The following is a 24348-nucleotide window of genomic DNA, read 5'->3' on the forward strand; positions in this document are numbered from 1 at the left end:
GCGTGATTAGGTGAGCGCCGGCGATACCAGTCGACTTATCTAGTTTTCCCGAAAGCATCCCTCGCGAGAATGCCGGCTCGGGCAAGAACGCCCAAACCCGGACATTCCGACAAGCAATGAGGGTTTCCGATAACGGTCATTCGTTAAGCGCCCCCGTTTCTGGCTGTCCGTCTCCAAAAGTCCATTTCAAGAAGACGAATTGGGGACGAATTTTGGGAAAGGAGACGCCCCGGACGGCTTTCGGTGCGATCGTCCGAGCAACTGTCCCGCGATAGATTTGTCGCGAGCAGCAAGAGTTAGTCATATCGCATGTTAATTCCGTGCTTTAATAATCCGCATTAACTCTGGCTTCGATAGGGCAAAAGGCAATTGAGAAGACGTAGCTTTCTCGTAGGTGCAGCGGGGGTCGCTTTGTCAGGCGCGGTGCGTGGGGCAGGCGCCACGCCCAGTGGAGCCGTGGGCGTGACATGCTCGGAAGCTGGCGTGTCGGGAATTATCTCACAGGGCGAAGATGGTGCAGTTCTCGACCCGTCGTTCCGCTGGCACATCGGCTCCAATACAAAGGCGATGACGGCCGCACTATACGCTCGCATGGTTGATGTCGGGCGGTGTCGATGGGGCGCAAGCGTAGCTAGTCTCTTTCCGGCAATCGCATCGCATCCGGCATGGGCCGACATACGTGTCGAGGAACTATTGAGTCATTCAGCAGGGTTAACCGACACTTTCGTTGATGGCCGGTGGTTGGATGCGCGGCGCGCCGATGGGAAACCTGCTCGTGAACAACGGCGCGATTTGGTCAAGCGCATCCTTAGCGGTGCTCCGCCGGAAAGGCGGGGTGTCTACCGCTACGGCAATCTGAACTACGTATTGGTGGGTGCGGCTGTTGAGGAGACGGCCAACGTTAGTTGGGAGGAGGCGATGCAGGCCGAAGTCTTCGCAACATTGCGTATTGCCGAAGCGGGTTTTGGGCCCCCCCCACGAACGGGACCGTGGGGGCGGGAAGCTAAAGGTAGCATATTAAAACCCATTGACCCGTCTCTTGGTGAGGCCGACAATCCGTCGGTGCTATGGCCATCCGGCGGCGTGCACATAAGCGCCTCGGGTTACGCGCAATTTCTGGCGAGTTACTTAGGTGACCGACCGCCTCTTATTCGTTCAACGACCCTAAACCATTTACTTACCCCAGCCGCGCCGGACTTAAGTTATGCTGGAGGCTGGAGCCTTGACGGACCACCCGAGTCTCTGGCCAGTAGACTAAGTCACGATGGGTCGAACACCCTATGGTTTGCGAGCGCGGTTATCGACCGGAAATTCGGTCGTGGGTACGCGGCGCTTACGAATTGCGGCGGCGAACGCGGAGGTGCAATCACAACGCGCATCCTCGAGCGCATCTCTCTCAGATCGCCAAGCACCTAACGGCCCCCTTTCTCCTGTGACTCGCGCACGCGCAGCTAGCGCCAGCAGTGCGGCGCGCTGCCGCTCGGTCATTGGAATGCGTGCGGGCATGTTTGATCCTTCAAAAACCTCTTGCCTTTTACTCGCTTAATGAAAGAGGATTGTGAAAGGCGGAAGGCGGCGGAAACCCGTCACTCCTGTTTCTGCCTCCGGATACGGCCGTTTGTGAAAGAGACCGGATGACCCGTGAACCCTATCTGATCGGCTATGCCCGCGTGTCGAAGGGCGACGACCAGTCGAACGCGGCCCAACGCCGCGCGCTCGATACGGCCGGCTGTAAGCGGGTATTCGAGGAGACCGCCAGCGGCGGGCGGTGGGATCGACCGAAACTTCTGGAGATGATCGGCCAGTTGCGGGACGGCGACGTGGTGGTTGTCTGGAAGCTGGACCGGTTGTCGCGCAGCCTGAAGGACATGCTGCACATCATGGAGCGGATCGAAATTGCAGGCGCGGGCTTCCGCTCGTTAACCGAAGCGATCGACACCACCACGGCCGCAGGGCGCATGATGATGCAGATGGTCGGCAGCTTCGCCGAGTTCGAGCGCGCGATGATCCGCGAGCGCACCAGCGCTGGCCTCGCTCAGGCCCGCGCAGAGGGGAGGATCGGCGGACGCCGGCGCAAGCTTGCTGAGAAGCAACGCCGTGAAATTGCAGAATCCGTTGTCTCTGGGCGAAAGTCAGGTGCCGAAATGGCCCGCCTATATGGCGTTAGCGAACCTACCGTTTCGCGCATCGTGGCCGCGTACCGCCAAACCGGTCCGGATCCGCGGGATGCTCCATCTTGAATACAGCTAAAATCACGTAAGTTTCAATATGAGCCCTACAGGACTGACATTTATTCCACTCGCTCCGGGCCTTTCCAAACGTTAAAGGGATTCTCTCGTATCCAACGTGTTGCGATCCATTTACTGCCCTTTAGGACTGGCAGTCCAGCATGATTACTATCCGTATTGGTGCGGCCATCCGGGTATATGTTAGAGAATATTATGGCATCACCGGCCTTTGGGGAGATACTAATTTTAATATTAGGAAAAGCTGTCTGCCCACCAGTGAAATCATCATTGAGGTAAATAATAACGGTCTTAACTCTTTGGTTATTGGAAGGCGACAAGGTATCGGAGTGTAGTCGGAACTGCTGATTAAACTGATACCGCAATATTGTCAGAGCCTCACCGGCAAAGACCGAGCTACCGCTCAGCGCGGCGATGCGCAGATTGATCGCTCTTATCGCCAAGTCCTCCCGCAGCGGTCCGATGCTTGCAGTATCGGACGTTCTAACCGGGTTCAGAATTTTTCGACCGGTTCGCGGATCAATGACGAGTGCCGGAGTCAAAAGATCTGCCGCGCTATGCATCAAATGCTGACATTCCAGCGGCGTTAAGAACGCCGAAACGCGTGATAATGTGCCGTCGCGCGATAATGGTTCGGCAGCCAGTGCTTGTGCAGGTGATCCGTCATCCTTCAGGCTCATGTCGCGGATCAGCCCCAGGACTTCCCTGGCGTGATAATTGTCCTCTGACGTCGCTTCCAGCAACAACCTGGCGGCCTTCCAATCCGCCGGAGCGCCGCTTCCGTTCGCCGTGAGCGCAATCTGCATCATCTGCGCTTCATGATGGCCAAGTGACGCAGCTTTACCGATTGCGACACGCGCGGCGGCAAGATCGCGCGGTAGAATGTCTCCAACGACCTGCCAAAACCCAAGCCGAAATAGCGCTTCAGGGTTTTGGCGGTCAGCCGCGGCCGCAAGCGCTGATATAGCTTCAGGAATACGGTGGCCGGCGATAAGCCGATCCACCACGTGTAGTGACGCACTATTCGACATCACAACCTCATAACGCAGATCGGGGGGCGGTGGAAACCACCGACCCCCGATCTTACGTTCACAAAGCGGATTAGAATTTGGCTACTGCACCAACATACAGATAACGACCTCGAACGTCGTAGATACCAGAACCATCGGTAACGCCAGTCAAACCGTAAGGAGGCTGCTTGTTACCAATATTGTCAACGCCGATATATGTATTGAAGCGGTCTGATACGTCCGCTTGAAAGCGGATGTCATGATAACCGACCGCGGGATACTGCTTAATTGGAGCATAGTCTGCGTTCTGTGGCGGCAGACCATTTAGACCATTATAGTCCTCATACGTATTGAGATATGATGCACCAATGTAACGGAAACCGTAGTTTATCCCGATCTTACCGACACTGGCACCGGCGTTAAATGTAAGGCGATTCTTCGGATCACCCAATTCGCCGAGCAACCTATCCTTAAACGATGGATCGGCTGGGTTGGTGAAGGTGTCGTTCTGGATCGAACGGACATACGCGGCCTGGATAAAGCCAGTACCCCACGAGAACTTGTGGTTGTAATTCACGTTTGCCTGAACACCGCGCACCTTCAGTTTAGCGAAGTTCGCCGTGGACTGAAGCAGGGAACCTTGCAGAACCTGGAACGGCTGTTCGCCTGCAGGGCCGCCATTTGCACCGGCACGTTGGAAAAGCCCGCAGAAGGGATTGTCCAGGGACGTTGCGTCATAGCACAGGTTCAAGATGTCTTGCGGCGAACCTGTGGCAGTGATCACGTCCTTGACAGTAATGTCGTAGTAGTCAGCGGAGATCGAGAGCCCGGGAGCGAACGACGGTGTGACGACAAAACCGGCCGTGTAGGAATCAGATTTTTCGGCTTTCAGGTTCGGATTGCCACCGCTTACGAACTCGAGCGATGCAGTATAGACGTAGTCGTATCCAGCAGGACGACCTGCCGCATTGCAATTTGCAACCCGATTTGCCGAGCCAGTTGCGAGATTCCGAGCTGAACATGGATCGTCGGGAGCTGGAGTAAAGTTCTGCGACTGCGAGGAATAAAGCTCACCGAGGTTCGGCGCACGCACCGACCGCGAGTAGCTTCCGCGAAACATCAGGTCTTCAACAGGACGGTATTGAATGCCGCCGGAGTACGCATAGACTGTACCCGCCGAGCCCTTGTAATCTGAAACACGTCCGGAACCGTTGATCGTTAGTTCACGAATCAGCGGCAGATCCTTGAGGAGCGGAACACGTAGCTCGCCAAAAGCTTCCTTTACTGCAAACGCTGTAGGCGGATTAAGCGTGGGGATTGCATTGTAGAAAGCGTACCCAGCCTGGGTGAAGTCATCGAGATCGTAATAATTCGTTTCGCGGCGATATTCGCCACCGACAACGGACGCGATTGGACCGCCAGGAAGCGAAAACAGCTGGCTAAGATCCCCTGACACGAAGCCGGTTGCGTCGAACTGAGTGATCTTGCCCTGAGCGCGTGACGCGACTGTCAGATAGTCACGGGCGGCTTGGGACACCGAACCATCGCCGAAGGGATTGATAGGTACGCAAGCAGCGATGTCTGCCGCGAGCTGTGCCGGATTGCCGCCGACATCGCTTCCTGCATAGCGAGGGTCCACCTGTGACCGGCAGACGACTTGGCCGGCTGCGTTTCTCGTCGAATCGACAGACAGCAGATAGCGCTGCGTGTTGATGTTGCCCTGGATGAGATTCTTTTCCTTGAACTCACCGTAGTTAGCCGACAATTCGTAGTGCCAATCGTCGTTGAAATCACCGCGAACGCCGCCAACGATCCGGTAGGTTTCACGACGGATTTGCTCGTCGCGAATACCAAGATCGAGCCAGTTGCGACGGAGGGAGAAGCGATAGGAACCGTCAGCAATTTGTGCCAACGACGCGTTCTGTCGCGCCAGTCCTCCTGCCGTCGTGCCAAACGCAGCCCCGCTGTTGGGGTTCACACCGGAGTTCACCCCCGCCGCTAGCTGCGTAGCCAGTGTCGCGCGGGCTTGGGCACCGAGATAGGGATTGTCGAGCCGAATGCCTTCACGATTAACGTCGCCGGTCGTGAAGTACGAAAAGTCCGATACTCCCGTTACAGTCGTCGCGTCTCCCAAGGTTTGCCCCTGCGAGAAGAATGGACCGCTCTGCGAACCACGTGCGTCGCTGCGTGAGTACTTGGCTTCGATAAACGGAACGAATGCACGCGAAATCTCATAGTGGCCAAGGACGTTAAACGAGTACCGCTTGAGATCCGGGGACAGAACCAAGAGGCGTCCCTGACGACTGTTGTATCCATTCCCGTTTATGAAGCTGCCGTTCGGTCCCAGGCCGACCCGAAGTCCATTCTGCTGGGCCAGCGCACCACCCGGCTGAAACAAATAGGAACAGGTGTAGGACGTACCCACGGCATCGTTGCCGCACGGTGCACCAGCCAAGCCAGGGCGGTACCGGATCCCAACTTGCCCACCGGTCGAGATAGTCGTCGAGCGGATGTCGTTGAAGAATGCGCGATCGAAGACGTTGTCGGCGCCATTCACGGAGCCAGCTGGATCAGTATCGACTGTGACGAAGCCGTTGACCTGTTTGACGTTAGGCCGGCCGCTCGCGTAATAATCCTCTTGATGTGCATATTCGGCGCTGACGGTGATATTACCACGTCCGCCCCCAAAGTTCTTGCCTGCGATAGCCCCGATCAGCTGCGCGCCAGCATCGCCATATTTGCTGATGCCCGACTGGCCGCGAAGGCTTAGGCCGTCGTAGTCGTCCTTCAAGACAAAATTAACGACACCCGCGACGGCATCGGAGCCGTAGGTAGCAGAAGCGCCGCCAGTGAGAATCTGGATGTCTTTGATCAGATCCGACGGGATCGTATTGATGTCGACCGACACGCCACTGTTCAAGATGTCGCCGGCGACGTGGCGACGACCGTTCACGAGAACGAGTGTCCGCTGCGTACCAAGGCCGTAAAGATCAATGAGGTTGAGTCCGCGCACACCCAAGCTCACGGTCGAGTTCTGCTGGCTGAACGTATTACGCAGCTGAGGCAGCTCGTTCAGCGTATCGCCGACTGACACCTTTCCGGTCTGGAAAAGCTGTTCGCCGGATACGGTCGTGATCGGCGACGTCGACTGGATATTTGGTGAGCGGATGCGCGATCCGGTAACGAGGATATCGCCAGTGTTCGTAGCCGTCGCCTCGCCCGTTGCAACGGCAGTGTTCGGGGCGTTCTGCGCGGATGGTTCCGCCGACGCGTCTACGGAAGCGGCATCTGACTGCGCCTGCATCGCCGAAGGCTGCGTTTGAGCCGAGACGGTGCTCGGGGTGATTAGGGCAACGCCGGTAAGTGCCGTGGCGCCGAGGAGGCGATAAAATTTCATGGTAGAACCCCTGACCTGCTTTTCTATTTCTTACTGAATTTAAGCCGTTTTAAAGGGGTATGCGCAAGAGATCGCCGTCATAAAATGACAGGAAGATGAACTTCTAATTTCGAATGTGACAAAAATGATACATCGTGTAGCACCGTTGGTGAACTTCTAGGGCGAGGGCAGCATTCCAGCGCTATCTCGCGTCCATGCTCAAGCGGCCTACCGCTAACCACTAATTTCCTTGCCCTGCTCTGGAAAATGCAAGCTAGGGTTTTTTTATCTTGAACCTGCGTTAAGGCTGCCTGCGGGTTAATTCGAGAACCATCCTATGCCTGACAACGAACACATCTCAGTTATAGACGCGGTCATGATTGGCGAGCAGCCAAGCGCTCAAAAGCCGAGAATAGTATTAGTTGGTTCGCCTGGCGAAAGTGGCGCCATCAGGGAATATCTCTCACAACAGCTTTATGAAATACAACAGGCAAATACAGCTCAAGATCTCAGTGACTTTTTATCAGAGAATGCGTATGATCTAGTCATAGTTGATGCAATTGTACCCGACGATGACATTGTATCACTGATCCAGAAGATTTCTTTGAAGGATAAACTATTTCACCTGTTTGTTCGATCCGAAACTGATGATGAGGTCGATACCGTTCTGGCGTTGGAACTAGGCGCCGATGATTGCGTCGCTCTTTCGTGCAGTCCCCGTGAAATCAAGGCTCGGGTTCGTGCACTGTTGCGTCGTCGCATAACTGATGCGCAAAAACTAATTGAGGTCTCCGCTGAGCGAAGTAGCGCCTCAGGATCGGAACTCTCGTATGAGGGCTGGATATTAAATAGGGATAGATGTCTCCTATTTTCCCCAGTAGGTGATGTTATAGATCTAACAAATGCAGAATATGGAATATTAGTAAAACTATTTATCGAACCAGGATCGGTAAAAGACCGATCGAGTCTACTAAATGTAGATAGTGAGTCTAGCGAGTATGATGTCAGGTCACTTGACGTTTTTGTTAGCAGGCTTCGTAAGAAGATGGCTCATTACAATGGTCAAGACTTAATAGAAACAGTTCGAGGCAGGGGATATCGACTTAGCATAACCCCGAACCGGGTAACATCCGGTGAACCGTAACTGCCGCTGTCTTTTTCATAATTAACAAGCTTTTTACCGCCGGCGCGTGATGGCGAGAAGCGCCCCACATCGAGCTACCGTGAATCTGTGTCCGAATAATGCACAGGGGCCGAGAAGGCATCGGCGTTCTCGGAATCGATTGAATTTTGGGGATGCCTAGGTTCGGGAGGAGAGCTGCATCATCGCTATGAACCCAATCGTATCCATTCTTTCTTTTCGAGCTCGGGGTCAAAGGCGAGCAGTACTCGACCGGGGGGCAGCTTGAACGAGCTTTGGTAGGCTTCGAAGAAGGCGTGGTAAAGCGTGGCGTAGGTTTCGAAGCCAAGTCCCGTTTGGGCAGTCGTTTCTGACGTTCCGATCGTCCAGGTATACTCCGGGCCATTTACTGGAGAGCGTTGAGGGCCTGAGGCGTAGAACGAGGCTTCTCGTGTGTCATTAACACTGAGGATGAAGCGCATACCAACCCGCTGCCCTTCATAGCGCATCTGGTATTTGCCGCCTTCCGCGATCCAGCCCTCCTCGGATTTTTGAAAATTGAATACCATAGCGCGGACTTTCGCACTCCGAACGCTCGTCCGCAATTAGGCGTTCGGCCGATTCCGTTTTTTCGATCGGGATCGAGTTTCGAGAATGAGCGGATTAAATAGGAAAGCGGAACCGCCGCTTTGGAGCGCCTAAGGCGGAAAGTAGACGTTGCCGTCTATCGTCGTACGCCGGATACAGGTGCAATGATCGCACTGGCCCTCCTGCTGCAAGCAGCTCCCGTTCCCCCGGTTCCTTCTCCTCCCCGAGACAGCTATTTGGCTGCGATTGCGCTTTGGCGGGACAATGCGCCGTCCGACGCGGAGATACGGTCGGCTATCGATAGTGCCGTTGGAGCGGTCGCCTCCGGAGCCCTTGCGGATGTAGGCATCCAAGTCGACTACCGGAAACAGAGCTCGGTTGGTCGATGGCTCAAATGGTACGATCAGATGAAGCCTGTGATCGCTCGACATGTGCCCGCTGACCTCCGTCAAACCAACGCAATCGTGGCGGATTGTGTCGTTGAAGATCTAGCTTGGACTCTATCGCCTGAGGAAATCACCAGTGTCAGAAACTTATTTTCGACGACAGCCAGTAAAAAGTTCTGGTCTGTTGCCGGTGTCTTTCGCGAAAAGATGAAGGACTGCTACCTCAATGCGTTGAATCTAAAAGCCCTTGACGCCGACTTTCTCACCATTGGCCTGCGTCCGCCCAAACCGCCTAAGCAGACATTACCGCATGGATTTGTCATGAACTAACTAAGTGACCAAAGTCCATTTTGAAACGTGCACAGGTTAACGACCTACTTAAAGTCTATTAACTGGCCCCGCCGGAATTGAGAAAAGAGGTAGCCAGAGATATAGATCGCCAAATATCATTTTTGTTGGCTGGGGGTTCACTAAATGCTAGTACGATATATTTATTATTGATGGTGAATTTGTATCCACAAGCATAGAATTTACTATTAGTACAGAGCAGTTTATAATCGCCGAAAGCTCTGGCTTTCCCATTACCATAACCAGTTGGTATAACTGACATAAAGTCTGCTTCGGTATGAGTCTGAAGCCTTGAATCTAAAACTAGGTCAAACGTATTAAATTTAATACGTAGAAACCGTCGACCACTCGGCTTGTAAGACACTACGCGACTGGCGTCCGTTCTAATCTTAAAACCATCAACTTCCGCAACTACGACTTTGGATGGCTGTTTCACCGAGCATGCGCCAATTAACGTTGCGGATAGGATCACAGTCACGTTAATTTTGGACATCGGTTTGGCTTCGTCAAAGAGGCACCCTTACTCAGCCATGATGCTCTGCTGAACGAGCGTCGGCAATCAAGAAACACAAATCCATTTTGAGCGACCAATTATGGGCAATCACGCATTCTCGAAAAGGATCATATTTCGAGAATTGAAGCTGGCACGGGCTGCGTCGCGAAATGGGTCCCTTTTGCGACGACAGGAACGCCCAATCCTTGCCGTTCGAGCGGCATACGGTATCTCCAGAAACCAGACATTGCCGGTCGGTCGGTCAGTGGACTAGCGTAGCAAACCGGCTTTCCAGAACGGAGAAGATGATGTTTGCCGCTGCTCTAATGCTTTTGCAGGCCGCTTCCGCCGCTCCAAACCCACTGGGAACCGGCGATGCCCTGCTTAATACCTGCACAAGTTCGGTGCGTGAGGTGCAGGGGCTATGCACTGCTTATATCCTCGGTATCGGTGACGGCGCGGACCTTCAACGTGCAATGACGGACGTCTTTGGAGGCAAGCCGTTCTGCGTCTATCAGATGGGGCCGGGTGTGCCAGCCGCTCACATGCGTGAGGTAGTTGTTAAATATCTACAGGATCACCCGGCGAGCCGTTCGGAACCCTCCAACCGACTTGTTGTATTTGCGTACGCTGAGGCTTTTCCGTGTCCTAAGGTTGCTGACCAACAACCAAAATCGCAGAAGTGACACGACCGCCCAAATGTGGACACCGGGCTGGATCAGCAGAGAACCTGATAGCGGACGTTTGCGGATCGTGATCTAAGGCGCGTTGTGAACCGCGCAACTACCCTCCGAGATCGATTAGCCCTAGGCACGCCCGAGTTGATCGCCGACCTTCGCCTCTACTCGTCAGAGGAAGGTGGGAAGACGCAACCGCTGGTGCTGGGCTATGGTTGTCCATGTAGCGTCGACGAAAATACCCGGGAGGCGTGGGACGGGTATCCACTCGTCGATAGTCCTATGATGCCCGGTGAGACGCGCCGGGTCGGGTTCATTTTCTTGTCCGGCAATGAGGCGGTGGAAGCCTTGTCTACCAACGAGTGCTTCTATCTATTGGAGGGCAAACTAATCGGCGAAGCCCGAATCGTCCGTTAAAGCGGCTGCGTTGCCCGAAAGCGGAATGCCCGCTTTCCTTCCCATCCCGGTCATTCGTGATGCAAAAATCAAAAGTTTTGCATCAACGTGGAGGTGCAAAGCAGTCGGTCGGCTGACGCTCCAATTGCCGCCGTTGCCCGGCCGTGGCACGCTTGCACCAATACGGGAGCGCTGAATGAGATTACCCATTAGAAACAAGGGTAGTCGCCCTCTCACGATCTTCGTGGAATTGCAGTGCGACGAGTTTAAGGTCCCGGTCGGTGGCCAGGCGATAATTCGCCTTGCAGACGGTCAGCCTCACTCGATCGATATTGATGATGCATGGGTCACCGTCTGGGATGAGGGAGGCGATGCATCTGTTGAGGTCATATCGATTGGCGACACGCGGATTGATGAAGCGCTTATGCTTGTCCGCGTTTGGCTTCATAGGCTTGGCGCAAAGGCCGAAGCCCAACTGATCGATAGCGCGATAGAGCAATTAGAAAGTTCGATCGGATATTTCGCTGCAAGAGATCGGGTTTTCAGGGTCTTTCACGCGGGTTTCGTGGGCAGTGACGCCCTATTAGAAGCGGACGAAACGCTCACGGCATGCCGCCTCGCTGGTGCGACTGCCGCACGACTAAATGACGCCGCTCGAAAGACTCGTCCCTTCTCGGAGATAAAGGGTGCGCCGTTCGACACAGACACGGCTCAGTCAGCTTTCCGTCGCGCATTGAATGATGGCAGCTAACCACTTTTCGACGTTCCTGATGCAAAACTCACAATTTTTGCATCATGCCGCGAACGGCCAAACAGATCGAAGTCTGTCGCCCAACGGAAGCTCAGGGCAAGCCCTTACGGTCCGTCACAATACAGGTATCCCAGCTCAACAAACCAATACTGGAACGGCAACGCAGCGAGAGTGACGGCAATGCCGATCGCATATGGTTTCCGAGCGGCGCGCCATAGTAGGGAGGCTGCGCCGAGCAGCAGCAGGGCCGCGTACGCAAAATGTAGGAAGGAAAATAGGTAAAGCGGCAGGGACTTCGTGCCGGTGCAAAAAACGGAGATAGCCATTACCGCATCGATGCTCAGCCACAGTAGCAGCAGCTGCAGCCCAAGAAGGGCCCAAACCGCACCCTTGAGCCGTTGATCGTTCTCGTCATCTAACATCTCGATAGCCTGACGCATTAATCACCCAGCATCCATTGCAATCGGCCACTTAGCTGCGTCCATAAGTCCGTTACCGGGTTGTTTGTGCCGAGAAGCAGCCTGTCCGCTCTCCTTCCCAACCCGGACATTCCCGAAATTCGTTCCTTTTCGAGAAGAGCGGGATCGGCGGAAGGCGCCCACAGATCGCCATTCCAGGCAGACTTGTGCTTCCGATTTCCGACGTTCGTTCGGTAAGACATCACCTCAAAATGATGATCATTTTACTATAGAGACGCTCGATTCATGAGCGATCGTTGAGATGATATTTTCGAGATTTTCCGAGCTGGTCGATCGCTCTGAGATCACAAGTGCACAGCCGTCATTGATCATGATAAACAAACGCGAGCCAATCCGCTTAAATATACCTATCGTCATCCATCGATACGTTGTTGCCATGTCGCCTGTATCAGCAACCAACCCCTGCGCGCTGTGGGTGAGATATATATCTCTGCTAGTCTTATTGTAACGCAGGGCGGGGCGCACAATAAATATAAATATAACAAAGAAAACGCCCAAGGCGGAGGTTGCAGATTCTCCTGCAACCAGCCCTCCTACCACCAATATAACACCGAGTAACAGGTATAGCGCCGACCAAACTCGCGTTCTTTTGCCGCCGATAATGAACGATATAACTAGTGAGGCCGCAACGAGGTCAGCCCTCGACAACCTATACGGCCCAACCTTTTGAAAGCTCATACAGTATTCCCCCCTCACGTTTGGCACGTGAATACGTCCGCTTCCCGATCACAAGGCCATAAAGCGGTCGGACCGCTGTCCTTCCCAACCCGGCCATTCCGCCGTCCCAATAGCAGACAGACGATAGCTGTGACATACTACAGACTCTGTGTTTCGAGGTGTCGCCATGATTCATACAATTCTTTTTGCGCTTTCAGCGATAACCTCGACCGTTCCCAAGGAGCTTCAAGGAACCTATGCTGATGCGCTTGGTTCATGTAAGTCAGGCAACTCCATTCATATCCGTGAAAATTATATTGAATGGAGTGGCAGGACCGATCGCGTAGTCTTCGCCGAGCGGCTGACGCCATCTTCTGCACATTTGTTTATCGAGAGGCCGGATGCGGGTCGGGGCAGCGTTGAGTTACACTTCGAGATACAAGGCGACCACAGCGAGCACATGATAGTAATCGACCACCTCAGCGACGCCGAGGACATCCCCGCACGCGGAAGGCCAACCCCAGACAAGTCCGTGATCGGCTTCTATCAGCGCTGCGAGAGCGTTAAACACCGTTAGGCCGTTCGTCCGCTATCCTCCCCAACTCGGACATTCACGGCCGGCAACGCATCGGATTTCTGCATCAAGCGATGCCACAATTTCCGCGGTTTCAGGCCTGATGCAAAACTTGTGAATTTTGCATCGGGAATGGCCGGGTTTGGTGGTTAGCGGATATTCCTGCGCAGCCAGCCTGGGACCATATGTCGTAGATCGCCCACATGCTCCAGCCGCACGCTGGGCCTGCCAAACGAGGTCCCTGTCACTTCTCCATCTACGCGAGCCTCGTAGAACAGACGCTCGGGGGGAACGCTTAAATCCGCGCCCTTATAATCAGGAAAAACCACGCCGTCCGGCAGATCGGCCGTGACGCCGCCGTCGCAGGTGACCGGGAAGATCATTGGACGCTGACCGTAGCCGGCGAAGATCAGGACCGTGCCACGGAAACGCTCACCTTGACGCAAGTCGGCCGCGCGCCAGCACGGCGACAACGTTGTCCGCGTCGAGCCGCAGGCAGCGAGCGCCGTGAGTACGAGAATAGCTTGCAGTGGACGTCCGGGCCGCATTGCCGAACTATACGTGAAGCCTGATCGTCTGCAATTGGCGTCAGCCGATCGGTCGCTTTGCACCTTTGATCTGATGCAAAACTTTTGATTTTTGCATCAACGAATGTCCGGGATAGGAAGGAAAGCAGATGATCTGCTTTCGGGACGATGCGCTGAAAAGCAGACGCTAGCGAGAGTGGCCAACAGCCTGACATTTTCCCAGCGGTACCTTATTATAGGTCAATTCGACGTAATCGTTCGCTAACATGCTGAATGACGATAACTGCGTTTCATCGAATTGTCCGTATTGATGGCCGTCCATGACGTGATGGAAGTCCAGAAACTCGCCAACGCCAGGATGATAAAGCGAGTAGATATAGCGATCATCTGATCGATTAGCTTGTATGGGAGCATCAGCTGCGAGGGTTATAGCTGTTTTATGCCGTTCAAGATGATAAGGAATTCGTGCAAATTCGGGCTGCAAGATAGTCATGCCAGTTCGATCTAGGCGGATCGAGGGCGCTGCATCCGAGACATAACAACCGTAGGCGCGTGAATTAGCCGGCTCTGGCTTAGCAAAGGGCTGAAAGATCGCGACCAATGCGATCGCTAGTCCTATAGCGGCGAAGTAGCCGAGCCGATATATGGGTTCGTAGTTGACGCTCTCGTATGGCACGCCGTTATCCTAGTGATCGACGCAATGTCCGCAATACGGGCGGAAGCGCCTATGATCGGGCCACAGGCAGATCGACCTTCACGGCGTGCGTCTGGATCGGCGTTACCAGGAATACCACTGCGCTTAGCAGGCCGATGATAGCCCACCCATACCTCCGCGCGCGAAGGTCGATGACCGCCTTCGCTATGCAGTAGATGACGGCCGCCAGAGCCGCGATGTTCCAGAGAAGAAATGTCCACATGGCGAGAAGCTATCTCGCGTTGCTTGCGTCGGCAATGTCCGGTTTCGGGTAGCTCAGATCGCCGCCATAACGGAAGAAACTGGGCGTTCTTGCCCTTCTCAAAAGGGAACGCCAATTGAGAAGCCTATGGCGTTCCCGATCGGGAACGCCAGCCAGGCAGTGCTCGTTACCGGGTGCCCTTCGGTGGAAGCTTGAACTTGACCCGCTGTACACAGCCTCGACGGCCCGAATCGCTTTCTACTACCCGTGCATTGGAAAGCGCATTGCGCGCGGTATCGCCGAACGCCTCATCCGGTTCAGAACCTAAAACACGTACGTTGCCTACCGCTCCCCATGGCGCCGTATCATAGCCAATTACGGCCGCCCCTTCGATTCCACGGCGCCAGAACGCTCTGGGGTAGGCGCTTCCGTCGAGAAGGCCCGGAATCGATTTGGGATCCACGATACAACCGGGCTGGTCACCAGTATCCAGGGGCGTGTCTGGCACCGGTACGGGTGCCGCAAGGTTGGCGCGTCCGTTATAGTAAAAGTGATAGGTGCATCCGTGAAATCCCGCTCCCGGCTCGTAGCGGTTGGCCAGCAAAGCTTCTCGGCCGGCTCGCTCGAGACCCGTATCGCCGGACGTACCCAGTGTCTGGACGTTGCCAGGCTTACCCGCGGCGTTCACGTCGAATGCCAGAAACACCCAAGATGGTCGGCGCGCCGGTTGCGACAGTTTTTCGAAGGCCGGCAGGTTAAGACGCCGGTACTGGCCTGGCTCGCGGGGGCAATTTGAACCTGCAGGGCGAACTCGTTCAAACAGGGCAGGCGCGAACCCTGTGGCATCCGGACGGCTCGCCAGCTCGTACAAATCCGGCATCGACGCCTTCTCGATCGGCGTGACCGATACTTTGAAGGACACGCTGCATTTCGCCTGCGGCATTCCAGTTGGAAAGCGCGAAGACGCCAGCGCCGGGGCAAGATCGCTCGTGTCGACATACCAACCCGGCGATTCCGTCATCTCACGGCGGATCGTGCGGGCACGCCCCTGCGCATCGATTACGAAGGAGAACCGATATGTGGGTGAGGGGTGTTTGGTAAGAGCGGGACCGTAACGCGTCGCGACCGCCGTGAAGGGCCGAACGATACTATCGGCTACTATCGGCTGCCCTGAACAGGTAAGATCGCTTGCCGTGAACGACACGACCTCCGTCCGCTGGGTGGCGAACGGTAACGGGGGGGCAGGGACGCTGAGCAGCGCGAGCATCGCAACAGGCATGGCGTGATCTCCAATTTACGACATCGGTTATCCCGCTGGCGGCAACGTGCCTAGCGATCTCACCAATGAATAATCCTCGGCGAGCACAGATCATAGCCGGCCTGGATTTCCGCTTTCTCAAAACACGTTCTCATTAAATATTCTCATTGAACGCCAACATTGTTGGCTAGCTGAGAAGAGTCGAACCATGACGATCGACGACGCACTGCGCGCTTATGCCTCAGGATACAGCTCAGCCAAGGAAACGAAGGACCGTACCGGGCGGGATTATACTCAACTCCTGGACGGCCTTGGTCGGCTGAACCTTCGCGTACCACCGCCCGCCTTCGACGGCCCCGACGGCGAAGCGCTGCGTGAGAGCGCAGCCCGCTTCACCGCGTTCCTCAAGCAGGCGCGCTGAGATGTCAGCTTTCCGCTGATGCTCATCTGATATGCCCGGGTCTCGACGTCGGACCAAAATTTGACGTTGCAAACGGACGCTCTGACGGCTGCGGGATGCGAACGGATCTGTAGTGACACGGCGAGTGGCGCGAAAACCGACCGCCCGGGTTTGTCGGAAGCATTGAACGTCGCCCGCGGGGTAGACACGCTCGTCATCTGGAAGCTCGACCGCCTTGGCCGTTCGATCAAGGGCCTTGTCGAACTGGCGGCTGACCTCGCTACCCGCGGTATCGAGTTACGGTCCCTAACCGACGGGATCGACACAGCGACGCCGACCGGCAGACTGCTCTTCCACATTCTAGCGTCGATCGCGGAAATGGAGCGTGAGCTGATCCGCGAACGAACTATGGCTGGGCTACTGGCAGCCCGTCGCAAGAACGGGCCGGGCAGGGGGCGCAAGTCGGTCCTGACGCCAAAAAAGAGGGCCACGGCTATGAAGCTGCTCGCTGCGGGCGATCGTCCGCGAGACGTGGTCGAGGCCATCGGCGTTTCGATCGCGACCTTTTACAGACATTTTCGGCTGGTGGCGGCGAGCCGGGCACTTGAGACCCGCTACCTGCGCATCGTGCCCTTTGGCGGCCATGGTCGCCGTCTGACGACCCTGGAGGTCCTGAGCGGACGCCTGCAGGCGGCATAGACCTGCATTTCACAGGGGCCCGGCTTCCCGTTTTCGAGGAAGCCAGGCCATAGCTTATTCGGCTGCCGTTTCTTCAGTCTTGCGCTTGCGCGGAGCCGGGGTGGGCTTGGCGTCCGCCTTGGCTGCATTGGTTTGGCCGGGCTTGCGACCCAGACCAATGCTTTTCGCCATCGTGCGACGTGCTTCCGAATAGGTCGGAGCGACCATGGGGTAATCAGCCTTCAGGCCATAACGCTCACGATACTCCACTGGCGTCATGCCGTTAGTGGCAAGGTGGCGACGCAGCGTCTTGTACGGCTTGCCATCGATCATGCTGATGATGTGATCAGGGCTGGCAAGCGACTTACGAGCCGTCACCGCGGGGGTATACTCCTGAGCAGGTGCCTCGGGTTCAGCAGCCGCAGCGTTTCCGCCGACCAGTACCGAAACAGTTTCGTACATTTTGTTCAGGAACGCCGGAACGTCGTCGGCATTGGTACGCGTGTTGGGGTTTGCTAACCACGCGATTGTCAGTTCCGTGGCAAGCTCAACGGGGTTCAGATCGAGGGTAGTGTCAGACATAGCAGGGCTCCATTTCTGGACGCGCATCTAGGTATTGGATTGGTCTTTGGCAATCTCAGACTGATTAAGGCTATGTATTTGGAACGGTACGTAAAAACGGAAGTATCAATCCGCTCATAAGTGTCATCTAAGGCGTTAGCCAAATTGACCCTTCCGCTGGTGCCGACGCTAGCGCCCGTTTGAACATTGGCGGGTGTCCTGCGGCCTCCTGGTCGACGACGATTGATCTCGTCCATGGACTGATCACCGCTCTAGCAGTATCCGTCGCTTGGCATAAGCGCCGGTAAGGACGCGCAGGCGACGCAAAACCCCTGTTTGTCGCACAGTAAGCCGGACGTACAGGCCGGTCAGGCCCGTGATCCGTCATCCCGCGACAGGCGAACATATCTCGATCAAGCATCCATAGATGTCGCGCACGCAGGAAACTACCAGCGTCGAGTTCACCAGTTAGCCCGGCAAAGGGCCGTTTCCTAATCAAAACCCGCCCGTCCGCTACCGGGCGGCGATGGGGCAGACCGCGTCTTAGAACTAGTTCAAGTCGAATGAGGAACAGTTGATTCTGGGCGACGGCTGAGCTTGACGGCCTATGAGACCAGGGTGATCAACGGCAAGTTTTCTATCTGCGGACGCGCAAGCAGGTATCCTTGGCAAAGGCGAAGGCCAATCTCACGCAACATTTGCAATTCTGCCCTAGTCTCGATCCCCTCAGCAATGCAGCTGATGCCAAGCTCGTCAGCCATCTTCACAACGCTCGCGACGATCGTCCGCCGGGCCGCTGAATTATTGATCCCGCGGATCAGTGCCATGTCGAGCTTAAGCATGTCTGGACGTAGGTCCGCGAGCAAGCCAAGCCCTGCGTAACCAGCGCCGAAGTCGTCAATTGCAGTGGTGAACCCGCGTGCCTGATAGGATTCGATGATATGCCGGACATGGCCAACATCAGCCATCCGCTCGTTCTCGGTAAACTCGAACATTAGCCGACCAGGATCGAACCCGACGCGCCGTGCCGCGGCCAGCGAGGCGCGGATGCAGGCGTTCGGCTCGTAAACGGCATTCGGCATGAAGTTGATCGAGAGTTTGGTATCGCCCTCAGGGGCGAACAATACTCCGGCCAGTTCGATCGCCTTAACCCGGCACGCCTGATCGAACTTGTAGATCATGTCGGCTCCAACGCTGGAGAGCACTTCGCCCGCCGACCGACCATCAGCCCCACGGACCAGCGCCTCATAGGCGAAGACGGATCCGGTCTCGATATCGACGATCGGCTGGAACGCCATTGTAATCGCCATCCTGAGGGGGGCCCCGTCCTACAGCCCCGACATGCATCCGCCATCGTTCGCGGTGTTTTATGTGCCGTGTAAGCCGCTCTGATCGGCGAATGCATCATGCCCAGTCTTCCAGTTTTCCCATTGCATTGCGCGGTAGAGCCGGTCCGAAACGAAAGCTTTTCGGCCGCTCGTGATGGGCCAAACGGGCGACGATGACCTGTTCGATCTGCGCCGACAGTTGCACAGGATCATGATCCGGTTTCGGGACGACGAACGCCTTCAACCGCCCATGCGCATGCAGCCGCACCGCAACATCCGCGACGCCGTCCACGGTCCGCAGCGTGTTCGCCACCCGCTCGGGCCAGACATTATGTCCTCCGACTTGCATAGAACCGTCACGCCGACCGAGCAGCCGTAAAGTGCTATTGTCGATACGTTCGACGTGGTCGGGCAAGTCCCAGAACCGGCCGTGGCGGTCGACGAGCCGCCAATCCTCATCACCGTGTTCCGACAATTGCCAGCGAGGCAGCAGGTCATATCCGCTCGCCGGGACGTCGCGCATCGCGATACCGCCGGTCTCTGACGAGCCGTAGATATCAACCAGTCGTGCCAGCCCGCTCGTTAGCAGTCCTGCGGCAACGCGGTCGTTGAGAGCCCCGGCCGAACTGACCCCTATGACGTTTTTCGGAAAGCGACGGATTAGGCGGAGCAGAGCCTGCCACTGCTCCGGAACCGCAATGACGAGATCGCCAGCTGTCAGCCCGAGGGGCGCACCGATCGCTCGCACTACGACTGGAACACCCAATGCGTCCGGTAACAAGGCAGTCCAGATGATCCCATACAAATGATGGGCAGGAACAAGCGCAACCACCCGGCGTCGCCCAACGAACTGCGTTGCCAGGAATGCGGCCTCGCCAAGTAAGCCATCAACGTCGTGCACACATGGACGCGGACTGCCGGTCGATCCAGAGGTAGCTACCGTCATCCGACCGTCGCCTGCGACATGCGCCTGCATAACCCAATCGAGCCAGGCGCCCACCGTCTGTGGCGGAGTATCGCTCAACAAACTGTCGTCGAGGTCGAACGCCTCTGCCAGCGCGCCTAGCGCGCCGAGCTGCTCCATGGAGTCCAGACCTAGTCCGTCATCGCCGATCGGCATCGAGGTCGGCCACTCCCCCTCCGCCGCGCCCGAATGGTCCGTACCGCGCTGACGGCGTAGCTCGGCCGCGACGACGCCGCATATGATCCGATGCACGGCTGAACGTTGCAGGCGGTGCTTAGTCACGCAACCTCGGTCTCAGCCACAAAGACGCGGTTCCGTCCGGCATGCTTTGCGGAATAAAGACGTTTGTCAGCCAACGCGATGAGCCCTTCGATCGACCCTTCGGTCTCGTCGAGCGTCGCACAGGCCAAGCTGGCCGTTACCCGCAGAGTGCCCAATGGAGCTTCGATGACGACATCGGCAATCGCTTCGCGAAGTCGCTCGGCGAGCTCCATAGCTTGATTACGATCGTAGCGCGGAAGCAGAACGCCAAATTCCTCGCCCCCCAAGCGCGCAAAGATACCGCGCGGTGGCAGGAGTGCGGTGCACGCCTCAGTCACCCGGCATAGAAGCGTATCACCTACCGGATGGCCGTGTGCGTCGTTGACAGCCTTGAAGTGATCGAGATCGAGTACGACTAGCGAGAGCGACTGACGAAGTTCGCGCCAGCTTTGCTGTTCGCGCGCCATCGCCTGACTGAAATGCCGTCGATTTGCCGCGCCGGTTAGATGGTCGCATGTCAGGAGTCGCCGCACGTCTTCGGTCGCAGTGTCGCGACGCGGTACATCACGAAGCACAACCGAAAATCGGGGTAAGGTCGCATTGTCGCGTGCCGAGCGAGCGACGACGAGACGCTGACACCAGTAGCGTTCGCCATCGGCACGTTGCTGCCACCCCTCTTGAAGATGCCACCCCTCACGGACAGCGATTGCCAGCTGCTCGTCCAGACGCAGATCGCCGCCAGGCAGATCTGTGCTGAGGACATCGGCAAGGTTGTGACCGGTAACGTCGGCCGGCTCATACCCCGTCTGCCGGGCAAAGCAGGTGTCAGCTGCTGCGATTTGGCCGTCCGGCGTGATCGTCAGCGCGGCGTACCCGTTGACGCCATCGAGCAGCGTTGCAAACCAGGTATCGGCCTGCCGCAGTCGGTTCTCTTGGAGAACCTGCTGACTTATATCTGTGAGCGTCGCCATCAACCTGTCAGCGCCGAGTTTGACCAACGAACAGGCAAGGACTTTCGGCGTCGCACCGTTCCTGCCCGGTCCCAGGTCTACGAAAACGCGATGACCGTCGCAAATGCGCCCTGTAGGCAATGCAAAGGCTTCCGCCATGCTTCTAAGTTCCGGGGCATGATGTTCGAACGCCGAAAATAGGTTGCTGACGCCGCGCGATCCCGCCAGCGGCAGCAGATGCTGCATGGCGTGCGGATTCATCAATCCGATCTCGCCAGTCGCGTCGCATTCGATCAGTCCGATCGGACAGGCATATAGAAATTCGAGGAGTTCCTCCTCGCCCGACGTATCGGTCATTCGGCTAGCCTTCAGCGTTCGATGAGTACGTAGCGACGCGGCGTCTGCGCCGTCGCGAGCAGCCGCAACCGCACCTTGGTCGGCCGCATGCGAAGCGTCAGTACGTAAGGGAAGACGTCATCGAGTTCCGGTTCGTCTTCGAACCGCTGTGCCACCATGAAATTGTTCATGCACTGTGCGACCGCGTCGAAGAACGGAACGCCGACCACCGTGGCCGGATCCAATCCTGACATACGAGCCTCGGTCGCATTGTAGACTTGCACGATCGTGTCAGCGGCAAAGCCGACCACTCCGAACGGCAACGCATCCTGGTCTGCAGTGCTCATCGTCTCAAGGTCGTGCAGTCCGACCGTTTCAAAATCTACGTTTGTTGGTGACACGATCAATAGCTCCTCAGCGAGGCATTATGGCCTAAGTCGCTTAATTAAATACCAAACTCTCGCAAATGCGCCGGCTAGCTGTGCATCGATGCAGGCCGCGCAGGCCCGGCTTATGGTAACGTCAGGCAGCGTACGGAAAAGCTAGTGACGCCTCCCGCCGGTCTGAAAGCCACATGACAAACTGGTCGGCTTCCATTGGCCGCGCGAACCAGAAGCCCTGGGCTTCTTCGCAGCCAAGCTCTTCCAGAATGACGGCCGCCTCTGCAGTTTCCACGCCCTCTGCAACCACACGGTAGCCCAGCCTATGAGCCAAGCCGATCATCGTTTCCACAAGAACAAAGTCGGATCCTGTCGCTCTGATCAGGTCGCGTATGAACGTCTGATCGATCTTTACGATCTGTGCTGGCAGACGCTGTAGATAGGCCAGACTGCTATGACCGGTGCCGAAGTCATCGATAGCAAGGCAAACACCTGCATCTCTGAACCTTCGCAGCATAGCTAGCGCTTGATCGGGCTGATCCATAATCGCGCTTTCGGTTAGCTCAATTTCCAAGCAGCTAAACGGCAACTCACGCCAAGCAAGCCCAGTCGTAATCCTCTCGCTAAGGTCTGCTTCGCCGAGATTAGCGGCCGAGATATTAGCAGATAGCGTCATAGCCAGCCCACCACGTTGCCATGCCGCTAGCTGGTCCATTGCCGTATCAAGAACCCATTGCGTAGTAGGTCGGGCAAGCGACGTCTGTTCGATGATCGGAATAAATTCCGCAGGCGACACGTCGCCCAATACTTGATGACGCCATCGCAGTAGTGCCTCTGCGCCAATGCACGCCCCCGTGGAAAGATCGATCCGAGGTTGATAAACGAGCCGAAGTTGATTGCCTGCCTCGAGTGCTGTGCCAAAGTCTTGCAAAAGGCCATACTGGCGGCGATGCGCGGTGTCGCGTGCCGGTGAATACAGCGCGATTGCTCCTTCCGCTTCCCTCGCGTCTTGGGCAGCACTCGTTGCGCCACGAATAACGTCATCAACCGATACCGACCCTGCGACGAAGGATCGGACGCCAATATTTACGTTCGTGACAAACCGGACCGATGACGAAGCCCGCATGGATGCAAAACTTGTTCGCAAGAGCTCGATATAATCCGACCACTCAACGTTCGATGGCGAGATAAATCCGAATTGTGCAGTGCCAACCTGATAGGCATTTCGGCCCGGACCAAGCGCAGCTCGCAGCGCCTGGGCCGCCTCATGTACCATTTGGTCGACGCGGACGGCTCCCATGGCACGCGTGATTCTGCTGATTTGATCTTCGCGGGCCAGATCCACCACGACGGCGAAGTACTGCTTTCCCGCATGGTCTCGCGCCAGGTCCATCAGATCCTCACGAAACTGGTTTCTTGTCGGCATTCCGCTGATGGGATCGATCCGACCGAAAGCATGCTGCAGCTCGATCTGCGCCATGACCATGGCGGCTAGATCTGCAAGAGCGGCAAGTTCGGCAGATGACGCTTTGCGCGGTTCAGTGCCCAATACGCATAACGCACCGAGGCCATATCCCTCGTTGGTTACTAGCGGTGCGCCAGCATAGAAGCGGGTACCGGCACGACCGAGAGGGCTTTCGGCATAATCAGGGTCCTCGAGGAAATCCTCAATGACTAACGCTTGCGTAGACTCCGCGACCTCCGCACACGGGGCCCCGGCTCGTGGAATGGTGCAATGATCAACACCGACGCGCGACTTGAACCACTGCCGATCGTGATCAGTCAGCGATACCGCGGCAACCGGCAAACCGAAGATCTGGCTCGCCATCCGGGTTATACGATCGAAGCTCTCGCTTGCCGGGGTATCCAGTAATTTCAGCTGATGCAGCGCGTCCAGGCGGGACGTTTCATGTTGGTTGCGCACACGAACTCCTTCGCGTTTACGCTTATATTCAAAACCTTAACGGTTCTAAACTCACGTCATAGCGAGGGATTAACTTGCGTCACATTAACTGTGAATATCCGGCCATCCGCGTTCCTATACATAACGATGGCCGGTCACTGGTGGCTACGATGATAAGGCGGGGGCACGTCCAGGGGTGGGCGACGGCGTTTTACGACGATCCGGAGGCTGACGTCCGAAACTACCTATTTGTCATGCGGTCGTGACAAAATCGGTTTTTGACATACCGGACCACTGAACGGAGATAACGGAGAAGAAAGCGCGAGGACCGCTCTCGAGCATAAATGTATTGATCCCCATCAATTATCCGTGATTTTGCAACGATTTGGCGGATGGTATCAATATGTCGTTAAGTATAAAATGCCGATAGCGGTGCCATGCTAAGTTATCCAAACGCTCCGTCAGCCGAGACCGCCGTATTTGACACTCCCACGGTGTCCATATCTGATGCGCACCATCAGCGTGCTAATTCTGCGAAGCGGGCTGCCCGCGATTGCATTCTGCTGGCCTGCGTCACGTCACCGGGTCTTGCGGCAGAATTGATTGATCGCGCGATCGTCCACTACCGAAATGTCGGAGGGGCGATCGCGGCAATCGCACACAACGAAGCGGTTTAATTTTCTGATTGGGAAGGAAAGCGGACCGTCCTATTATCGTGAGGCAGGCGGCGATAACGGACATTAAACCGCTTAACGCCGAACCTTGGGCGTTAGGGTATCTAGTGCCTGAACAATGTAGAGGGCGA

The 24348-nt window shown here is 56.2% G+C and carries 23 protein-coding genes and 1 pseudogene; 8 read left to right on the forward strand and 16 right to left on the reverse strand.

Annotated features, from left to right (window positions below):
- The first annotated feature begins 1634 nt into the window (after positions 1 to 1634).
- Entirely contained in the window at positions 1635 to 2240 is a 606-nt protein-coding gene (locus tag C8J42_RS19375) for a recombinase family protein (RefSeq protein ID WP_133021450.1), read from the forward strand.
- Positions 2241 to 2290: 50 nt separating this feature from the next.
- Here the strand turns inward: C8J42_RS19375 and C8J42_RS19380 are convergent, their stop codons facing one another.
- Both C8J42_RS19380 and C8J42_RS19385 read right to left on the reverse strand, forming a co-directional pair.
- Positions 2291 to 3277, reverse strand: a complete 987-nt coding sequence (locus C8J42_RS19380; protein ID WP_133021451.1) for a 2OG-Fe(II) oxygenase — start codon at positions 3275 to 3277, stop codon at positions 2291 to 2293.
- 70 nt (positions 3278 to 3347) lie between these two features.
- Entirely contained in the window at positions 3348 to 6653 is a 3306-nt protein-coding gene (locus C8J42_RS19385; RefSeq protein WP_133021452.1) for a TonB-dependent receptor, read from the reverse strand.
- A 316-nt stretch (positions 6654 to 6969) separates the two neighbouring features.
- On the opposite strand from C8J42_RS19385, the gene C8J42_RS19390 reads away from it, so the two are divergent.
- Positions 6970 to 7776, forward strand: coding sequence for a response regulator transcription factor (locus C8J42_RS19390; RefSeq protein WP_133021453.1), 807 nt, complete (start codon positions 6970 to 6972; stop codon positions 7774 to 7776).
- A gap of 185 nt (positions 7777 to 7961) precedes the next feature.
- On the opposite strand, the gene C8J42_RS19395 is transcribed toward C8J42_RS19390, so the two are convergent.
- The gene (locus C8J42_RS19395) at positions 7962 to 8321 is read right to left on the reverse strand and encodes a hypothetical protein (RefSeq protein WP_133021454.1); all 360 of its coding nucleotides are present in this window, start codon (positions 8319 to 8321) and stop codon (positions 7962 to 7964) included.
- Between the two features lie 183 nt (positions 8322 to 8504).
- Here C8J42_RS19395 and C8J42_RS19400 point away from each other — a divergent pair, with 183 nt between their 5' ends.
- Positions 8505 to 9056 carry a hypothetical protein gene (locus tag C8J42_RS19400; protein ID WP_107955875.1) on the forward strand — a complete coding sequence of 184 codons (552 nt, stop codon included), beginning with the start codon at positions 8505 to 8507 and terminating at the stop codon, positions 9054 to 9056.
- Between the two features lie 58 nt (positions 9057 to 9114).
- Here C8J42_RS19400 and C8J42_RS20270 read toward each other — a convergent pair whose 3' ends face one another.
- Entirely contained in the window at positions 9115 to 9567 is a 453-nt protein-coding gene (locus tag C8J42_RS20270) for a hypothetical protein (RefSeq protein ID WP_165895576.1), read from the reverse strand.
- Between the two features lie 308 nt (positions 9568 to 9875).
- Here C8J42_RS20270 and C8J42_RS19405 point away from each other — a divergent pair, with 308 nt between their 5' ends.
- Both C8J42_RS19405 and C8J42_RS19415 read left to right on the forward strand, forming a co-directional pair.
- On the forward strand, positions 9876 to 10253 hold the full coding sequence (locus tag C8J42_RS19405) for a Rap1a/Tai family immunity protein (RefSeq protein WP_165895577.1): 378 nt from the start codon (positions 9876 to 9878) through the stop codon (positions 10251 to 10253).
- A 583-nt stretch (positions 10254 to 10836) separates the two neighbouring features.
- The gene (locus tag C8J42_RS19415; protein WP_133021457.1) at positions 10837 to 11391 is read left to right on the forward strand and encodes a hypothetical protein; all 555 of its coding nucleotides are present in this window, start codon (positions 10837 to 10839) and stop codon (positions 11389 to 11391) included.
- 104 nt (positions 11392 to 11495) lie between these two features.
- On the opposite strand, the gene C8J42_RS19420 is transcribed toward C8J42_RS19415, so the two are convergent.
- Both C8J42_RS19420 and C8J42_RS19425 read right to left on the reverse strand, forming a co-directional pair.
- On the reverse strand, positions 11496 to 11831 hold the full coding sequence (locus C8J42_RS19420; RefSeq protein ID WP_133021458.1) for a hypothetical protein: 336 nt from the start codon (positions 11829 to 11831) through the stop codon (positions 11496 to 11498).
- Positions 11832 to 12068: 237 nt separating this feature from the next.
- Positions 12069 to 12548 carry a hypothetical protein gene (locus C8J42_RS19425; protein WP_133021459.1) on the reverse strand — a complete coding sequence of 160 codons (480 nt, stop codon included), beginning with the start codon at positions 12546 to 12548 and terminating at the stop codon, positions 12069 to 12071.
- A 166-nt stretch (positions 12549 to 12714) separates the two neighbouring features.
- Here C8J42_RS19425 and C8J42_RS19430 point away from each other — a divergent pair, with 166 nt between their 5' ends.
- Positions 12715 to 13104, forward strand: coding sequence for a hypothetical protein (locus C8J42_RS19430; protein ID WP_133021460.1), 390 nt, complete (start codon positions 12715 to 12717; stop codon positions 13102 to 13104).
- Positions 13105 to 13250: 146 nt separating this feature from the next.
- On the opposite strand, the gene C8J42_RS19435 is transcribed toward C8J42_RS19430, so the two are convergent.
- The 4 genes from C8J42_RS19435 to C8J42_RS19450 form a co-directional block, all read right to left on the reverse strand.
- Positions 13251 to 13649 (reverse strand): hypothetical protein, encoded by a 399-nt coding sequence (locus C8J42_RS19435; protein ID WP_133021461.1) that lies wholly within the window; start codon positions 13647 to 13649, stop codon positions 13251 to 13253.
- A gap of 166 nt (positions 13650 to 13815) precedes the next feature.
- Positions 13816 to 14121, reverse strand: a complete 306-nt coding sequence (locus tag C8J42_RS19440) for a hypothetical protein (protein WP_133021462.1) — start codon at positions 14119 to 14121, stop codon at positions 13816 to 13818.
- Between the two features lie 232 nt (positions 14122 to 14353).
- The gene (locus C8J42_RS19445; protein WP_133021463.1) at positions 14354 to 14545 is read right to left on the reverse strand and encodes a hypothetical protein; all 192 of its coding nucleotides are present in this window, start codon (positions 14543 to 14545) and stop codon (positions 14354 to 14356) included.
- Positions 14546 to 14711: 166 nt separating this feature from the next.
- Positions 14712 to 15545, reverse strand: coding sequence for a TonB family protein (locus C8J42_RS19450; RefSeq protein WP_165895578.1), 834 nt, complete (start codon positions 15543 to 15545; stop codon positions 14712 to 14714).
- Between the two features lie 445 nt (positions 15546 to 15990).
- Between C8J42_RS19450 and C8J42_RS19455 the strand changes: the two genes are divergently transcribed.
- Both C8J42_RS19455 and C8J42_RS19460 read left to right on the forward strand, forming a co-directional pair.
- Positions 15991 to 16203: a hypothetical protein gene (locus C8J42_RS19455; RefSeq protein WP_133021465.1), complete on the forward strand. Its 213-nt coding sequence runs from the start codon at positions 15991 to 15993 to the stop codon at positions 16201 to 16203.
- Between the two features lie 18 nt (positions 16204 to 16221).
- A pseudogene (locus C8J42_RS19460) lies at positions 16222 to 16881 on the forward strand (recombinase family protein).
- Positions 16882 to 16935: 54 nt separating this feature from the next.
- Here the strand turns inward: C8J42_RS19460 and C8J42_RS19465 are convergent.
- The 6 genes from C8J42_RS19465 to C8J42_RS19490 all read right to left on the reverse strand — a co-directional run bounded on the left by C8J42_RS19465 (position 16936) and on the right by C8J42_RS19490 (position 23564).
- Complete coding sequence (locus C8J42_RS19465; protein ID WP_133021466.1) at positions 16936 to 17442, reverse strand: MucR family transcriptional regulator; 507 nt, start codon at positions 17440 to 17442, stop codon at positions 16936 to 16938.
- Between the two features lie 584 nt (positions 17443 to 18026).
- Positions 18027 to 18719, reverse strand: a complete 693-nt coding sequence (locus tag C8J42_RS19470; protein WP_207897194.1) for an EAL domain-containing protein — start codon at positions 18717 to 18719, stop codon at positions 18027 to 18029.
- A gap of 106 nt (positions 18720 to 18825) precedes the next feature.
- Positions 18826 to 19995, reverse strand: coding sequence for an AMP-binding protein (locus C8J42_RS19475; RefSeq protein WP_133021468.1), 1170 nt, complete (start codon positions 19993 to 19995; stop codon positions 18826 to 18828).
- Positions 19992 to 21281 (reverse strand): diguanylate cyclase, encoded by a 1290-nt coding sequence (locus C8J42_RS19480; protein ID WP_133021469.1) that lies wholly within the window; start codon positions 21279 to 21281, stop codon positions 19992 to 19994. The genes C8J42_RS19475 and C8J42_RS19480 overlap by 4 nt, the downstream gene beginning before the upstream one ends.
- Before the next feature lie 11 nt (positions 21282 to 21292).
- Positions 21293 to 21607: a phosphonate transporter gene (locus tag C8J42_RS19485; RefSeq protein ID WP_133021470.1), complete on the reverse strand. Its 315-nt coding sequence runs from the start codon at positions 21605 to 21607 to the stop codon at positions 21293 to 21295.
- Positions 21608 to 21782: 175 nt separating this feature from the next.
- Positions 21783 to 23564, reverse strand: a complete 1782-nt coding sequence (locus C8J42_RS19490; RefSeq protein ID WP_133021471.1) for an EAL domain-containing protein — start codon at positions 23562 to 23564, stop codon at positions 21783 to 21785.
- Positions 23565 to 24348: the final 784 nt, after the last annotated feature.

The organism is Sphingomonas sp. PP-CE-1A-559 (assembly GCF_004340965.1).
Taxonomy (GTDB): Bacteria; Pseudomonadota; Alphaproteobacteria; order Sphingomonadales; family Sphingomonadaceae; genus Sphingomonas.

Coding starts and splice junctions, on each gene's coding strand:
- C8J42_RS19375 (WP_133021450.1), top strand. CDS start 1,635: ATGACCCGTGAACCCTATCTGATCGGCTATGCCCGCGTGTCGAAGGGC.
- C8J42_RS19380 (WP_133021451.1), bottom strand. CDS start 3,277: ATGTCGAATAGTGCGTCACTACACGTGGTGGATCGGCTTATCGCCGGC.
- C8J42_RS19385 (WP_133021452.1), bottom strand. CDS start 6,653: ATGAAATTTTATCGCCTCCTCGGCGCCACGGCACTTACCGGCGTTGCC.
- C8J42_RS19390 (WP_133021453.1), top strand. CDS start 6,970: ATGCCTGACAACGAACACATCTCAGTTATAGACGCGGTCATGATTGGC.
- C8J42_RS19395 (WP_133021454.1), bottom strand. CDS start 8,321: ATGGTATTCAATTTTCAAAAATCCGAGGAGGGCTGGATCGCGGAAGGC.
- C8J42_RS19400 (WP_107955875.1), top strand. CDS start 8,505: ATGATCGCACTGGCCCTCCTGCTGCAAGCAGCTCCCGTTCCCCCGGTT.
- C8J42_RS20270 (WP_165895576.1), bottom strand. CDS start 9,567: ATGTCCAAAATTAACGTGACTGTGATCCTATCCGCAACGTTAATTGGC.
- C8J42_RS19405 (WP_165895577.1), top strand. CDS start 9,876: ATGTTTGCCGCTGCTCTAATGCTTTTGCAGGCCGCTTCCGCCGCTCCA.
- C8J42_RS19415 (WP_133021457.1), top strand. CDS start 10,837: ATGAGATTACCCATTAGAAACAAGGGTAGTCGCCCTCTCACGATCTTC.
- C8J42_RS19420 (WP_133021458.1), bottom strand. CDS start 11,831: ATGCGTCAGGCTATCGAGATGTTAGATGACGAGAACGATCAACGGCTC.
- C8J42_RS19425 (WP_133021459.1), bottom strand. CDS start 12,548: ATGAGCTTTCAAAAGGTTGGGCCGTATAGGTTGTCGAGGGCTGACCTC.
- C8J42_RS19430 (WP_133021460.1), top strand. CDS start 12,715: ATGATTCATACAATTCTTTTTGCGCTTTCAGCGATAACCTCGACCGTT.
- C8J42_RS19435 (WP_133021461.1), bottom strand. CDS start 13,649: ATGCGGCCCGGACGTCCACTGCAAGCTATTCTCGTACTCACGGCGCTC.
- C8J42_RS19440 (WP_133021462.1), bottom strand. CDS start 14,121: ATGACTATCTTGCAGCCCGAATTTGCACGAATTCCTTATCATCTTGAA.
- C8J42_RS19445 (WP_133021463.1), bottom strand. CDS start 14,545: ATGTGGACATTTCTTCTCTGGAACATCGCGGCTCTGGCGGCCGTCATC.
- C8J42_RS19450 (WP_165895578.1), bottom strand. CDS start 15,545: ATGACGGAATCGCCGGGTTGGTATGTCGACACGAGCGATCTTGCCCCG.
- C8J42_RS19455 (WP_133021465.1), top strand. CDS start 15,991: ATGACGATCGACGACGCACTGCGCGCTTATGCCTCAGGATACAGCTCA.
- C8J42_RS19465 (WP_133021466.1), bottom strand. CDS start 17,442: ATGTCTGACACTACCCTCGATCTGAACCCCGTTGAGCTTGCCACGGAA.
- C8J42_RS19470 (WP_207897194.1), bottom strand. CDS start 18,719: ATGGCGTTCCAGCCGATCGTCGATATCGAGACCGGATCCGTCTTCGCC.
- C8J42_RS19480 (WP_133021469.1), bottom strand. CDS start 21,281: ATGACCGATACGTCGGGCGAGGAGGAACTCCTCGAATTTCTATATGCC.
- C8J42_RS19485 (WP_133021470.1), bottom strand. CDS start 21,607: ATGAGCACTGCAGACCAGGATGCGTTGCCGTTCGGAGTGGTCGGCTTT.